This window comes from Pseudomonas sp. Pdm06 (genome assembly GCF_014851795.1).
Classification (GTDB): Bacteria; Pseudomonadota; Gammaproteobacteria; order Pseudomonadales; family Pseudomonadaceae; genus Aquipseudomonas; species Aquipseudomonas fluorescens_AA.
Map to the genome: position 1 here is coordinate 192,179 of NZ_JACVAH010000002.1, position 15,442 is coordinate 207,620.

The 15,442-nt window shown below is 53.0% G+C and carries 9 protein-coding genes; 3 read left to right on the forward strand and 6 right to left on the reverse strand.

The window, feature by feature from the left end; genetic code table 11:
- Positions 1 to 52 precede the first annotated feature (52 nt).
- The 3 genes from IB266_RS04045 to IB266_RS04055 all read left to right on the forward strand — a co-directional run bounded on the left by IB266_RS04045 (position 53) and on the right by IB266_RS04055 (position 7,189).
- Positions 53 to 964, forward strand: coding sequence for a helix-turn-helix domain-containing protein (locus tag IB266_RS04045; protein ID WP_192260258.1), 912 nt, complete (start codon positions 53 to 55; stop codon positions 962 to 964).
- Positions 965 to 1,390: 426 nt separating this feature from the next.
- Positions 1,391 to 2,503 (forward strand): hypothetical protein, encoded by a 1,113-nt coding sequence (locus IB266_RS04050; RefSeq protein ID WP_192260259.1) that lies wholly within the window; start codon positions 1,391 to 1,393, stop codon positions 2,501 to 2,503.
- Positions 2,504 to 2,863: 360 nt separating this feature from the next.
- Positions 2,864 to 7,189 carry a tetratricopeptide repeat protein gene (locus tag IB266_RS04055; RefSeq protein WP_192260260.1) on the forward strand — a complete coding sequence of 1,442 codons (4,326 nt, stop codon included), beginning with the start codon at positions 2,864 to 2,866 and terminating at the stop codon, positions 7,187 to 7,189.
- A gap of 509 nt (positions 7,190 to 7,698) precedes the next feature.
- Here the strand turns inward: IB266_RS04055 and IB266_RS04060 are convergent.
- From IB266_RS04060 to IB266_RS04085, 6 genes are all read right to left on the reverse strand, one after another.
- The gene (locus tag IB266_RS04060) at positions 7,699 to 8,553 is read right to left on the reverse strand and encodes a hypothetical protein (protein WP_192260261.1); all 855 of its coding nucleotides are present in this window, start codon (positions 8,551 to 8,553) and stop codon (positions 7,699 to 7,701) included.
- Between the two features lie 288 nt (positions 8,554 to 8,841).
- Positions 8,842 to 9,870 (reverse strand): tetratricopeptide repeat protein, encoded by a 1,029-nt coding sequence (locus IB266_RS04065; RefSeq protein ID WP_225613405.1) that lies wholly within the window; start codon positions 9,868 to 9,870, stop codon positions 8,842 to 8,844.
- Positions 9,871 to 9,998: 128 nt separating this feature from the next.
- The gene (locus IB266_RS04070) at positions 9,999 to 11,156 is read right to left on the reverse strand and encodes a hypothetical protein (protein WP_192260262.1); all 1,158 of its coding nucleotides are present in this window, start codon (positions 11,154 to 11,156) and stop codon (positions 9,999 to 10,001) included.
- 221 nt (positions 11,157 to 11,377) lie between these two features.
- Positions 11,378 to 12,592 carry a hypothetical protein gene (locus tag IB266_RS04075; protein ID WP_192260263.1) on the reverse strand — a complete coding sequence of 405 codons (1,215 nt, stop codon included), beginning with the start codon at positions 12,590 to 12,592 and terminating at the stop codon, positions 11,378 to 11,380.
- Positions 12,593 to 12,897: 305 nt separating this feature from the next.
- The gene (locus IB266_RS04080) at positions 12,898 to 14,880 is read right to left on the reverse strand and encodes a DUF3732 domain-containing protein (RefSeq protein ID WP_192260264.1); all 1,983 of its coding nucleotides are present in this window, start codon (positions 14,878 to 14,880) and stop codon (positions 12,898 to 12,900) included.
- Positions 14,880 to 15,392, reverse strand: a complete 513-nt coding sequence (locus IB266_RS04085) for a three component ABC system middle component (RefSeq protein WP_192260265.1) — start codon at positions 15,390 to 15,392, stop codon at positions 14,880 to 14,882. Before IB266_RS04085 ends, IB266_RS04080 begins: the two co-directional genes overlap by 1 nt.
- Positions 15,393 to 15,442: the final 50 nt, after the last annotated feature.

Consider the following 15,442-nt stretch of genomic DNA (forward strand, 5'->3'; position numbering starts at 1 on the left):
GTTAAGGGTGCGCTCACAAGTAGGGCGCACTGGATAAAGACAAGGGGATGGCATGGCAATTTCAGTTCCGGATGGCAGAAGTGGCATGGATGCCGCGCCCGTCCTTGATGCATGGCACTGCGCGACGCCCGGCTTGGTCGCATTGCTGCAGTGTGATGGCTTTGCCCGACAGTTGGATGAGGCTTTGTGGACCGTTGTGAATTTCGACCAAAGCTGCGTGCTGTTTTACCCAGTGGACGGCTCACCAGTGTTACTGCACAACAATCTGCAAGGTATTTGCGAACCGGGAGCGATGCACAGCTATCTTAACGGTACGTATTTGCTGGACCCGGTTTATACCGCCTGCGCTCATGGCCAAGCGAGCGGACTTTATCGCATGAGCGAATTGGCCCCTGATGCTTTCTTCGAGGGTGATTACTTCAATTCCCCTGACGTGCATCCTTGTATTTCCATGCAGTCGGGTACATTGGCGGAAGAAATTGTCTTCATCTCCGCATTGCCGGGCATCGGTCATCTTGCTTATTCACTGATGCGACAGAACGCTTCTCCGACGTTTTCCGCTTTGCAGTTCGAAGGTTTACAGGGCTGCCGTGCGATGGTCGATGTATTGCTGCAACGCCACTATCAAGGTGTTTGCGCTCATCACGACGACAGTGCATCGGCCTTGAAAGAGCACTTGAACAACGCTTTTTCGCGATTCGCCGCTGATCAGCTAACCCCCCGTGAACAATTGATCGTCAGCATGATCCTGCGTGGACACTCCAGCCTTTCGATTTCACTGCACCTTGGTATCGCGGAGGGCACGGTAAAAAACCACCGCAAGCACCTGTATTTCAAGCTCGGCATTTCCAGCCAATCCGAGCTGTTTCATCTGTTCGTGAATTTTGTCCTTAGCCATACCTCAAATGTTCCGTTTGCCAATGCGGGTAACGCGCTGGTGTTCCAGGAAGCTTTTGCCAACTGACGAAGTTCAGTGTCGCTGTCACGTATGGAAGTTTTGGGCCGTGGCTGACAGCGGGTAGCACAGCGAGAAAGCCTGCACTTGGGCGCCACCTGATCTGATCATTGGCTACACATAATGTATATTATGTTAAACGATATGTTTATAAAGCCGACCAGCCTCTTAGCCGCCTCCACCAACCTATAGCTTCGTTTTCCGAAACCCAGAGCTTCAACCCTATCAATGCATTAGCTCCCAATCCTCGTCCTAGATATCAAGCCTGGTTTTGCAAATCCCGAGCTTACCCTACCGTCATGCTTGTTCACGTCGTGTAAACGAGCCTCCTCGCACATCTCCCAGCAGCCAGCATTTGAATCATCCGCAGAATGGGCTAAACCTTGATGACGGCCTCACACGCCTAGCCACTCACTTTAGCTCATCGAGGGTTGCATGGCTGAACCGGCTATCCCATGCCCAATTTTTCCGCCATACCATCTCTGGGATCCGTATACGGAGTGTTTCCCTGAAAACCGTTACGCCTTGGCTTATCTGAAAGGTTTCGGTGCCGACTGCGAGCCTTTCTCTATGATTCGCCTTGGCTCCTGGTATATACGCGCCATCGCGCCTTCCTGGAATAATCCCCAGAAGGACTTTAATGTTGCGACTCATCATCTTGAGTCCATGCTCAACTGGAGCTTCCTCCAAGGCATATCTTTGCGTGATTGGACTGACGAGCAATTTATCGACTATCTCCGCTTCAGACTCCATCCACCGGCGAACTGGATCGGTGCAAAGGCCTGTTCACGCTTTGTCGAAAGTTCGTTATTGCCCTTCAGCGAATGGGAGCCAAATCAGAGATGGAGGCCGTACCAGCTCAAGCTGAAAAGCATCGAGGGCGTTACTCAGGCCAGTGTCCTGCATATGATTCGGCGAAATTATAATTGGGCCGCTGGCTTCTTCCATTTTTGCAATGCTCATTTATGGACGTGCGCTCCAAAGGGCAAAAGTTTCACTGTGGGGGAAGTCGCCGCCTCGATGACTTCGGTCTTGGGTAAAGACGCCCTCAGCGATCATGAAATGCAGTGGGTTTTTAACCGTGTGGCTGAAGCTGGGCTCAAGGGGCTAAACCCACGGGAAGTCCTGATGCACATGGCTTTCGCGAGGTATACGAAGATTTCAATTAATGAGGTAACAGAGACTCCTCAAGCGCCTGGTTGTCTTGCTTACTTCGTCAAGAATGGGCTTGGCCGCTGGGAATGGCGTAGGCCTGGCTCTTCATCCCCGAGCGTGGAGCTCAGCCCGAAATTTGACCATTGTTTTGAGGATTATCTGCTTTATCTAGGCATTGACGCTTCTGAACCGCTACCTCAGCATCCTTTATTTCCGCAGCGGAGAAGACGCTCCGCAGGATTGTCCGCCTTCAGTTTGGCCAAGCATCTCGCTGGGTTCAGGACGTTCCTCGGGGATGCGGCAAACCAGAGTCCCGACCCTCTGATTTCGAGGAGCGAATTCAAATTCAGGAGGATAAATTTGACTATGATCAGGCGTAATTCGACTCTTTAACTGAATATTGATCGTCGTCTGAACCGTACGCTTGCCCTCGGGTGGTCAGGTTTTGATCGTTACCTCCATTGCCTGACATTGATCCCACTACCCTCTCCCATCACAAGAATTTGGCGATCGGCCCTTCGACATCCCTGAAATGGCGGTCAAATACGGCATCATCGACTGCCTTACCACACCATCATGGCTCAGGTGATAAGATGGGCAGCATCTCATTTGCGCGAACCAGGTATGGCACGGCCTCCACGGACTAAGGCAGCAAAAGCTCCCGCTTCTAAATCGAAAAGCCGGCAGAAACAGGTCGCAAGCCCTATCTCTACGGGTGGACGAGGTATTGCATTCGAACATCGTGTCCAGGCAGTGCGCCTACTCGCTATGTGCCTTGGCGACCACTGTGCAGGGTTGCGTGAGGGCTTTGTCATCGAGACCCTGCTGTTCCAAGGCAGGACGTTCGGCCATAACACCGACGACCTTGTGATCCATGCTGTATCTCCTGGCTCCGGCCAGAAAGCTAGCATCAGAATGCAGATGAAGCGGTCGCCTCGGGCGATTGCTAGCAACGAAGCGTTCAAAGAATCCTTGGGTCTCGCCTGGCTCGACTTCATATCGCCGGCATTCCAACGAGGCGTCGACGACAACCTGATCGTTTATCACGTAGCAAGCTCGTCGCACATGGAAAGCGCTGTCGAGGTTGTGAGACTTGCGCTCGGCTCACTGTCGCACGACACCTGGTACGCCCGCGTTCATGCTGAAGGGAGCAATGAACGAAACAGGGCTGCGTACGCGGCTATTAGAGCTGCTGCAGAGCACTACAACGAAGCGCCTGTCGCGGACGAAGATTTGCGGCAGTTTGCGCTCCACCTCAAGTTTTTCCCCCATGATCTGGATTCAGATCGTAGCCACGACGTTGGATTGCAGAAGCAACTGATCCAGCACACGTTGCCCCATAAGGACAGTGGCGCTGTGTGGGCGAAGCTGGTCGGTGTTTGTGCTGAGCTGAATGGCAGTGGCGCAGAGGTCGACCTGACCTCACTCCACTTGCACTTGGAAGGACTAGCTCAAGATTTTCACAGGGCGCGGCTCATGCGTGAAGCCATCAAAGACCTGAGCTTGGGCACTGTAGTTGTTAGCCAAGAGCGGCACACTCAGCTTGCCCCTCTAGCGGAATACCTAGCACCTCTTCTTTCAGGTAGCCGTCCTGCCACGGGTAGCTTTCTCGCGGATGAGCTGCCGCCAGCGAACCCGACATCAGATAACACCCTCGCCTCTCGCCAGCTCGATCGCATCAGTCAACTGCACAACGACCACCGTTACCGCGATGCGCTTGCTCAGCTGGAGGTGGTCGAAGACGGTCTTGACACATTCGATGCGCACCAACAGGCCCGATGGTATTTCCTCCGTGGGATGTGTTTCTGGCATTTGGCTGATGACGTTAAAGCCGCGGCAGACCTCGAAATGGCTGCCAGCCTTTACCAGGACGATGAGCGTATTGCGGCAGGCTTTGTCCGGGCGTGGATGCTCAAGAATGACGTACAGACTGCGATCCAGGTTGGACAGGATGCCATCGCGCGCTTCCCGGATTCGTACTCAGTCTGGGTGGCACTGACCAATGCGAGGCTCTTAAACAGAGAACAGCTGACGGCCGAAGAAATACCTGGGGCGTTCTGTGACAAGTCGGGAGCTTGGCAGATGCTGGCCAGCTCAATGGCTGGGGCCGGGGATGATGAAGGCGCGGTGGGTGCCATCCGGACGGCAATGGAGCAGTCTGACAGCTCAATTTTCATACTCGAAAATTATCTCCGGTTTGTCCTTCGATTGGCCACTGCCAACCCCTTCCACGTGAACACGCGATCGCAGCCCCAAGATCGGCGTGTGCTGATCCTCGACGCCATGTCGAAGTTCGATGACCGCGAGGGTGTGTTATGGGCTGAGCAGAGCCCCAGGACAAAAACCGAAATTGTCTTTCACCTAGCTTATGCGCATCTTTTGCTGGGTGAGCCAGCTGAAGCGTTGAGCATGATCGAAGCTGGCAGGCAGCGTGGTGTTCCCGAGGACGAATTTACGGTTAGGGTGGAGTTGGAGGCGCTCTGCGATCTCCAGCGTCACAGCGATGCTGTTGCTTGCTGCGCTGATCGTGTTGAACAGCTCTCTGATGAAGCGCGTGTGGTTTTTGGACAGGCGTGCCTGATTGCTAACAATCCGGAAATGCTTGCCGCGGCTTACAGCGCCCAGCTCAGTCAGCCTGATACGGATGTCTCTCTGCGAGCGACTCGTATGCTGAGGCATATGCACTGGGAGCTGCTGTTACGCGAAAATCAGCACGAGGCCGTGCGGAATGAGCTCGCCCATCTGGGTATCACGCCGCAAAACAGCAGTATCTGTGATGGTGTGTTTGCTGCCCGGGCGTATGCGGGCAACGAGGAGATGCGTCAGGCCTTCGGAGATCGCGTTGCTGAGCTCGCACCGCAGAGCACTGATCTACTGGATCTTTCCATGGCATCGCAATGGATGCTTCATGTGCGGCGTTACGGTGACGCCATTGCGATGCTTGAACGCCTCCTACCAAGAGACTCATTCAGTCCCCTGCATGTTGATTTACTGCACTGCTACGCGCTCAGTGGTCAAAGATCCAAAGTTCGAGGCCTATTGGAATCACTTCCGGGAGAATGGCGACACTCAGCAGACGCCCGCCAGGTGGCATTGAGTGTTTACGGCGAGGCCTGTGACTGGCCAAGAATGCGCGAGATGGCTGAGTTGCTCGTCGCTGAAAGTCCTGGTGAGGCCGTAGGCTGGTTACTGCTCATTCAAGTTCTGGCGAACGAAAGCCATGGTCGAATGGATGAAGCTCTTGCCAGGTTACCTGCACAGCTGAACGGATCCGCTCAAGAACAGTTAAAGCTGGCCAACGCAGAGCTCAGTAGAGGTCTGCAGGAACGTGGCCTTGACCGTATCTACCGTGCGATGCGGCTGAATGGGGAGGACGTTGAAGCAGCAGCTGGCCACATCTCTCTCATGTTCCTAGTATCGAAGGAAATTGAGGGCGTTCACGCCCTTCCCTCTGCGGTTGAGGAAGGCACCGCTGTCGAGCTTGAAGACAGCACCGGCAGGACTGGATATGTCTCAATCGATTTCTCCTCTGAGCCGCCACTGGCACCTGCAGGTGAATTCGTTGCCGCGGACTCGTCACGGGCCGCCCGGCTGCTCGGTTTGAAAGTTGGTGATACCACAACCGTCAGCAGTGTGGTCGGTGAGCAGACGCTCACAGTGAAACGTATTATCACCCTCCATCGACGCCTGATCGACCTTTCCTACGAGCGCGTGTCCAATTCGGTCGTCCCGAGCAAGACAGTCGTAGCGATGAGTATTCCAACCCGGGATAACGGCGAGATCGATACGACTTTCTTCATCGATCAGCTAGAGCAAAAAAAATCTCAGAGCCTCAATACCATCAGCCTGTACGGTCAGCATCACGCCACCATAGGCCTGCTCGCACGCCTGCTGGGTACGGACGTCATTGAACTGGTGAGGGGTTGGCCTGATGAAGGGGCACTTCTCCAAGTATCGACGGGGTTAGGCCCCCACGATGTCTTTCCGACTGACACATCCCACGATCAGGCATGGCTGATTGACCTGTCTATGCTGGTGGAGCTTGCAACCCTCGGTTTACTCGATGTCCTGGAGCTTTTCCCTCGTTTGTACGTGACAGCTGCCACCAAGCAGCTGTTGGACGTAAAGTTAGAGAAATCGGCCCACTATCGAAAGAGCGGTACGCTCTTTTCCCACGATGGTCAACTTGGCATGCAGGAGCTTACTGAAGACGCTTGGCGCAAGGATCGGGAGTATCTCGAATCGATCGAGACGGCTATCGAAGCGTTCTGCCAGGTGGTGCCGGCATACGGGCCGCCTGAGGCTTGCGAGCAACTGCAGATGCTTGAGGGCATCCTGGGCGATGAAGACCATGCAGCCCTGCTCGTTTGCCTAGAGTATGGTGCAGGTCTGCTGTCGATTGATGCGCGGTTACGCGATCTTGCCGGCATGCTGGGTATCGTTGGCGCGTCCCCTCAAATGTTGCTGAGGGAAGCTCAACGGGCAGACGGGCTATCGCAGGAGGAGTATTCCCGAGCCGTAATACGACTCGTCATGGCCAGGCGTAGCTTTGTTTCGGTTCGGGCGGTGGATCTCATCGTCATGATGAGTCAGGGTGAGACGTTTGCAAATTTCGGCATCAACTGCCTGCGTAGCTACCTGGCTGAAGAGCACCTTGCATTTGACACTGCTGTACCCGTACTGGTGGATTTTGTGTGCGGGATGTACACGCAGAAACGCTGTAACCTAGGTGTGATGCTCCAACTGATTGAATTCTGCTTTGAGCCGTTGTTCAGGCACCCTCAATGTCCAGATGGCTTCTGCCAGTTGGCCCTTGAGCATGTCTTCCTCAAATTCCACAGATATAGAATCAGCCCCGCAGCTCGTCGGGCCATTGAGCAAAGTTTACAAACGGCCGAACAGCGAGCCGAGCGTCCCTGCAAGCTGGTAAAGCTGAGTGCGGAGGTCACCTACGCTTTCGTAGTCCCATTCTGGTCAGTAGCAGCCCCGTCCATGTTGACTGCCACCCAGGTAGAGACAGGAAGTGAGGTGCCTGCATTAGGCTCAGATGGGCAGCAAACTGAAGAGCGTGGTGCATGATCTGCTCTCGGGTTGGTGCCCTTTAATTAAATCTAACTTGCTGTTGCTCGCACACACATCCGCACTTCACGCTTAGAGATTCTAGGAAAGCTTACGGATACTCCTCATCTACACATGTTTTGGCTCTAATCCTTCAGGTATATTGCTGAGCTGGCGGCATCGATCACAGGAACTACCAAGGTTCTCCGCATCTTGTAGTACCGGCTGAGATTGGCATCTTTGATGGCGGTTCAGTTTGTTGCCTGCTCTTAAACCAAACAGGAGAAATATGGATTGAGCGAGGTGGGTGCTTAGTTTAGTAGCCTACGAGGTCGATCAACGTTGTCTGCCAGGCAGGTGCGCCGTACTCCAATCTTTCCTCGATAGCAGTAAAACGAGAACGCCTGATGAAAAGCGAGCGAAGCACGAATGGGGGTAGGCTAACCCCCACCGGCTTGCAGCCACCTGAAGCTCTAGGGTCTGGCCGGCCGCGAATACAGTGACCGACCAGGCTCAAACCAAAAAATACTCTAATGATGCCGTTCGATGTCCCAAACCGCTGTCGGGTTTTCGCTTGAGACGGAATACTCACACACGACTGTCTGGAAGTTTTCTGGAATAGGAACCGAGCGCAGATAAGGCACTACTCTCCACTCGAAACCTGCAAACTCGTCTAGGGTCGGGGCAATTAGAGCCAAGCGCTTGTCGGCGTCCAAAAACACCATGGCCGTCTTGGAACTGTCTATATTTGCACAGGGAGAGTGTGCATTGAAATCTACGGAGTGGGCGATTCTGTAAATTATTTGATGTCTCACACCCTCTTTATCAATCTTGTAATGCGAAAACCAAGAAATGATCATGAATGCTAGCCCAGTCACGACTTGGCAGGTTATGAGCATGAGCCCTTTGCCACGATGAAGCCCTTCCATGGCCGAGCTACCGGCCACTAGGAGGCACACAATTCCTGAGATAAAGAAAAACCAAAACAGGAAGTTGATCATATGCAACAAAGTGGCTGCTATCAGGGTCATCGGAAAAGCGCTGGCTTCCATGTGGAAAATGGTGTTGATGTCCACTGATGCCTTTGTCCTAGCGAAGTAGCCTAGGCATGCCACAAAAAAGGCCCACAACAACAAGCTTGATTTCAGATTCATGATGCGATGCATTAAGGTGACTTCTACCAAACCTAAAAATACATAAATTGAGCCTAGCAAGACGCCACACATAAAAAGGGCAAATTTTTCGGGCTCAGGATCATCGCCGCTACTACATGAAATTGCGATACAAAACATGATGAAGACCACCAGACTCACGCCGCATAGAGCCCGAATGGCGGAGTCTTTAGCTTGTTTTTCATCAAGGATCTTAGTGTTGGAGCTGCTCAATGTTATTTAGCCTTACTTAAAGCGTGGAGGATGATAGCTACGACAGTAGGATCGGCCATTCCTGGAAGAAGCCAATCCAGTCTGGCCCGGTTTCCAAGGTAAGATTGGGTTAGCCTAGCCGGTTGCATTTAAAAGAATTGTTTTCAGAAGAGTTGTCATTCCTGACCACGCAGCCATGAACCATCAGGACGTCAACGCAGCCTCACGATACATCCGGACTGCGCTGCGCCAAGCGATCGTCAACCCCAGCGTAAAAATGGGTGTAACAATGGGGCGCGGCCCTTGCTATTAAGTCTTGATCCGCTTACTCACCGAAGCCAACCTGCGCTTAACGCCAATTTTTGGATTCAAAGCCAGCGCCTGCTCGTAGACTTGGACTGCTTCGGAGTACTGGCCCAGCTGCTCGTGCGCAAGCCCCTGGACTTTGAGCGCTGTGGGCCTCCAGGCAGGGTTTTCATCTGCGCCGAGTGTACGGGCACGGCGTACAGCGGTCAGGACTTCCAGCGTGCGCTCGTCTGTCAGGTCGCCCTCCCCTAAAATCTTTTCTGCGGCGAGGATGATGCGGTCGTAACGGGAGGAATTGAGGTTGGCATCGCCGAGCTGATCAGCATCGATGAATTGGCCGTGAACGTTGTACCGGAAGCTCCCCATGTCCTTGAACAACACCATGAGTTCTCCTGTACTCTCGTCCACTTCGTAGCTATCAGGCCATCCGGCCTTCGGAGTGACGCTGTACATTTCGACCCGATTGACCAGGTCAAACAGGAACACCTTGTTGCCATGATCGGTTGGGCTGTTGGCGGTTGCGCAGAATGCGTATTTCCCGTGCCTGGAAATACCACTGGTGAAAATATTTGCCGTCAGCTCTTTAGCTAAGATCACAGAACCGCTGGGATCGAAAACGCTGAACGTCCCAGACAGGGTGCTACCAAAATGCCAATCTTCCAGGCAAAACACGCCGGTGTCACACACGTGGCCATTGTTTGGCCTAGGCATACTCCCATGACAGGCAACGGTACCGCTGCTCGCATCTGCAAGCACGTAGGCCCCTAAACCGGATTCTCTGTGACCTCCCCGACCCGCTGACGGATCGGAGTCTCTCCAGGCGATCGCCCACTTCTTGGACTTAGACAGTTGATAGACGCCTGAGAAACTGAGCGAATCGACTCTGAGGAAATGCTTGTCACGTTGGATCTGAGGGATAGCTTGGAGATCTGGCTGAGCGACCTGGGATTGAGCCTGAGCGGGCTGGTGCTTTGCTGCGGTATTGGATTTGACGGCCTTGGGCCTGTTGAACAGCCAGCTGAAAATGCCCATCTCCTACTCCTTTGGAAATTTGAGCGTGCTGGGATGCGGACGCACATTCCGAATAGTGTACCCGATGCTCAGCGGCTAGCCACACACGACCACTGCGGGAGCTTAGGGCCTAGAGCCATAAGGCTCGCTCACTCTCCAGACGTCTCACTCAGCGCCTGCTGCAATTGCTCAGCAAGCAGAGGCTGAAAAAGCTCAGACTCCGCTATTTGCCACCAAATGTTTGTACCCTCCTCTTCGGTGACAGCCAGCAGATCGTGGGCCAGAAAAACCTCAAATCCCGCCCGGGCAACCTTGTCCTCGGCGCTGAATTTATAAATCCCCGCTTGAGCGAGCAGCTTCTTGACGATCAGGGGCAGCAACCAGGCGGAAAAAATGAGGTGATTATGGCGTGGCCAGATACTCCCTTTCTCACCATTTGCGGGGCCATGAGCTGCGGCGTTACGAGCGGCACAGAAATCATGAACCCAGGCGTCGAGTGGGCGATTGACGTGTTTGTCCCAGTGTTTGCGCCACCACGATTCGGCCAGATCCCCTTTATGCCAAGTGGGCGGGTTCAATAGCTCATCGAAATGTTCGTTGATTGCTTTGCGGAAGGCAACTTTGTCGTGAGGAACGTCAAGCAGTATATCTATGGCGACCCGTAGAAGAATCAGTTCGGATCGTTCATCCATGGAGGGTGCATCGGTGTTTGCTCTGAGGAAGGAAACGACCGCCTCGTCGATGCGTTCCTTAAGCTCCCCATTGGGTAGCTTGAGTAATGCTTCGAGCAGTGGCGTGTCGAGCGAGATCTGGGTGCGATTGTCTACGTGGTAAGGCCGAATGAACTTGAGCCCCCCACTCCCCGCCAACATGTTTTGTGTTCCACCGTCACGCCGGCGCGTGGTCATACAGGAATGACCCGGTGAGGCGACATCGAACCGCTGCGCAACGACTTGGAGAGTGTCGGCGTTGTAGTACCCGAACGTTGAACATAGCGATCGGGCTGCCATGGCGGAGAATGCGAGGTAGGAGCTCTGTACCAATCGCTGCTGGATCTGAGCGTCTGAAACCTCCAGACCAGGTGTGTCATCATCCCAGATGATGAGCGCCGCCTGATGTATCGGTTGAGAGGGGTGAGATCCGAATCCCCGGTCGCCGTAATTGCCAAGGACACCGTCGAAAGCAATTTGCGGGATGCCCAAGACCTCACCAGGCAAACGACCCCGTTCGTACGGGATCAGGCGCATATCTGCGATTCGCAGCTCTTCAGCAGCAGCCACCCAGGGTAGAAAGAACACTACTGCCATAGTTGCGCCCCTAATTTGTCACACGTTGAATGATCTTAGCCCGCCGATCAGTGCTCAACGGGGCTGGTAACTGTCGAAGCAGTGAGCGCCTCAGGATCAATGTTGCGGGTCGTCCAGCTCGATGATCGATGCTCGATGCTCGATGCTCGTGCATGAGCCATCCAATTAACGCTGAACGCCTAAATTTTTTGCTGATTGGAAAAATTTTGCGATAGTACAACTTAATCGGGAAATGATTTGACTATGTAATCTAACCCCAGTTCATCAAGAAAAACCTCGCCAGCAGCTTCACACCCCATCATGCTCAGATACATACTTTGCCCAACAAGGTTCCTGTCATTTACTTCGATAATGTAACCGTCACCAGCGCTTGCCTTCGCGATTTTTTCACTGGCAAGCGCCTGAACGAATTCGCTATGCGAGTCCCGGAGTACCAGTTCGGCCCGACCGCAGAAATCGAAATTATCCTCCGGTTCACGACAAGTTATTTGACGCACAGCCTCGTGAGCAGCAAGCCTGGAAATCTCATATACCTCCTTTGCTCTAGCAATATGTTCGTGGTTGTAAAAAACTTCACGGATGCGACTTTCAAGAGGAAATCTCAGCTCCTCAATATGCCTAACCCCTTCTCTAGCCACTCTAGAGAATGAAGTAACCTTGGTTGATCGTAATCTTTGCTTATCGAACAATATACCAAACTCATTCCTTCCGGAATCATAAAGAGATAAAAGCTTGTTCGCTACGATGGGTACTTGATGATCCGTCTCTGTCATTATGATTATTTCTGAAAATGAGTTCTCTCTTCTAGGGTCGCACTCTCGCTGCTCCAGCCATAGTTCAAGGCCTGGCGTAAAGCTGTCTGCGTGGTAATTTTTAGTCCATCGCCACTCACGTTCGTGTGACCAGTCAACATATTTCCCACTTCCTATGTTCATTGCCACATACCGATATTGCTCATGCTCACCTAACCCGCACTCAGGTGATAGGTTCCGGCAAAAATAAGAATCGTCTAAATGGCGATGCAGCTCTCTATGCTGTGCCGACAAACCTGAAATTACCTTTCGCCCGCCAGCCGCGAAAAACTCGCGCTTTTTGACGACTATCGCATATTTTTCTACATAGCCACTCCCCTCACGCTTCGACTGATAATCGATTAGCGCGTGAAGGGGCATTTCGGTAAAGCAAAGTGCTGAGCGCCGACCATAAATTGTTGGCTCCACATCACCATTAGCCTTTTCGCGAAGCGACCAAGACGTCTGTAGATAGCCATCATCAATAATTCTGAGCAATACCTCGAATGCTGATAACTCAAAATCTAGCAATGGATGTCGATATTTTTGATATTCCAGTATTATGCCGTTGTCGTGAGCATCAAAGGCCACTGGCATAGGCTCCGTATCGCCTGCCTCGTTGATCCAAGCCAACTCAGGTTTCATTCCGTGCACAAAATGCACGACCCAGTCTGACAGGTCATCTCTAGTTCGCACTACTGGCTCCCTCCTACACATCAACCTACTGACACAACGTAGCATGAACATTGTTTAACTAGAGCTGCCCAGTAACGTGAGGCTCGGACAGGCCTTTTCAGTAGGCATGTTGCATCTCCGTTCGAAACAGCGAGGCCTCTGGTTCTGGCTGCTACATTGGTTCTACTTATGCCTGAAGTGCCTGCCCTAGTTGCTGGTCAAAACGCCCGGACAAGTAGAACGCAAATGAATGGCCTGAGCAGCTTCCTACCGAGTCAACTCTGCTCCTCAGTAGCTCCGAACCATGGCGGTACGAGTTTCTTGTCACGCCACTCCTCGGTGAGAACGACACCAGGGATTTTCCCCCAAACCCCCTCGTCCGCGTGGTCAAGGACAATGATCTGCAGGCGTCCTTCCGAGACGCTCACCGCGGCTGCCAAAGCCAGGAATACTTTGCGCACGGCTATACGGTCTTCATCCTTCAGTTCGTGTTCTTCATCGGCTTTCGCTGCGCGTTTCACAGGGAAATAGACCTGGCTTGGCTGGTCGAAGATGAGGAAATGCGGAACAGGGTGCTCGACTGATTTTTTGGCCATGAATAGCTTTTGCAGAGCGAGCAGCATCGCTACGTGGTAAGCCAGCCAGTTGGCGCCGCTTCCAATCTCCCACAAGTAATCATCTCGACCGTCATGGCGCACTTTGATGGTGAGGTCGGTGATGGACAATCCGATCCGGGCGCTTTTCCATTCTGCGTCCAGGTTCGGGGTGATTTTGGCGCACTGATCACTTAGCGCATTGAGAATTTTGCGGGTTCGCTCCCGGATCTGATCGGTAGAGACTGTGGGCGCAAGCTGGCCCAGTTTCTCTTCAACATCGGCTAGACGCTTAGCCAGGCTATCGTCCTGCTGGGCCTTTTGGTAGTTGTGTACGGCTTCCTGAAGCCTACCCAGGTACCGGTCAATGTCCGACTGACGCAGTGCTTGCCCCTTGGCTTCAGCGTCTAGCGCTTCAAGTGCTTTGATCTCTGCCCTGATCGCCTCTAGCTCTTCGGCGTCAACACGAACAGCATTTCGCAAACGAACGAGCTCATTCTCCACAGAAGCGGAGATTACCGGCGTTTCTTGAGCCTGGGCTTCAATCCCCGTCAGTGCTGTACACAGAGCATCAAGTTGCTGGGAGGCCGAGAGCTGACTGGATCTCAACGCATTGGGATTGGTGTCCTGGTCGTCTTTGATCAGGCCACGTAACCAGCTCGAAAGCGACAGACGCTCTTTCATTGTCTCTAGCGCGGTAAGGTACTCATCAGCGTCACCTTGAATGCGCGTCAGCTCTTTTAAATTCTGACGACCTGCATAGAGGTTTGCGGCGATGACATCCTCTCGCCTTTTGAGCTCCCCGATCTTGATGATGGATGCCTTGATGGCATCGTAGTTGGGCGATGCGTCACGTGAGCTCTTTTGTAGAATCGCACTAAGCTGCTGGACGGCGACAGGCCAATCATCTGACAGCAACGAATCTATCGGTACCAGCCCATATTCGCGGGCCTGGTAGTAACGACTACGAGCCTCTGAACGCAGACGAGCAGATGCATCGGCCAACGTTTTGAGCTCTGATTCCAGTTGCTTCTTCTGACGCTCAAGATCCTTGACCTCCCAGGAAGCGATCAGGGTCTGGGAGGTCACTGCACCGAGGATAAAGGGGAAGATGTCTTTGAGCTTTTCGCGATGGCCAGTGGTGTCAGCCTTGTAGAAGAGGACGTCCGGGTTAGCCACGATATTCTGCGGCTGAAACGTGAAGGCCATGAGATCTCGGAAACTGGGGCGGCTTTTGAAGCCGTAGCGAATGTCCTCATCAAAGCCCATGTTAGGAAGGCCCGACAGCCTGTTGAGCATATTCTTTACGCTGTCGCGGTTTGTATTCTTACCTTGGATTTGAGTGGGAATGCTGAGCTCATCACCTTCAAGAAGGAACATGTCATCTGTCGACTTTTGCCTTCCAGGCTCTGGTCTGGCAAGCAGTTTAAGACCCTCATCGGTGTCGACGAGTAGTCCAAACCATGCACACGTGTTGCGTATGGTGCCGACAGGAATCGCACATTTTTCGGATCCTAGGCAGTAATCGATAATGGGAATAACGGCTGATTTACCTGCTTTGGACGAGCCACTGATCACGTTGACCGCGCCGGGAGTGAAAGTTACATCCCGGTAACGCCTGCCATTTTTTGGCCACAAAATCAGCTTTCTGATCTGAAGTTTCATTAAAAACCTATCCGTAGAGCAGCCTGGACTTCCTGAATAGTGAGTGCGCCACACCAGCCGCCGAGCTTATCCGCAAGCTTGCCCAGCTCTCTGATCTTCTCGCGTGTCTTATGGGGGTAACGCTTGATGGTGCAGTCGACCAAAGCACTGGCATAATCGAGCTGAAGCAACCCGCAATCAATGGCGATCGTCAGGCTAGACAGCGAAGTTGGACGCAGCATCAGCATGCGGCGCTGCAGCGTCAGGATCGCTTCCTGCTTCTTGGAAAACTTACCAATGAAGAGCCTGAGACCTGATGACGGGTTAGTGGTGCCGATGGTCGTTCTCAGCACCTCACTGAATAGGATGGGCAAGACGATAAAGAGCAGCGGTAGTGCAGGTGGTTTGCCTAGGCTCTGACGCTTGTAGCCCTTGACGAACTCCCACATGAGGATCGCCCCAAGCGCGGGGTTTTGTACCAAGTATATCTCATCAACGGAATGTTGATGTTTAATGAGCTCTGCGGTTTCCATCCTTGCCAACCTATGATTTTTTTAGCTTTCAAGCCTGTCGTGCATCGCGA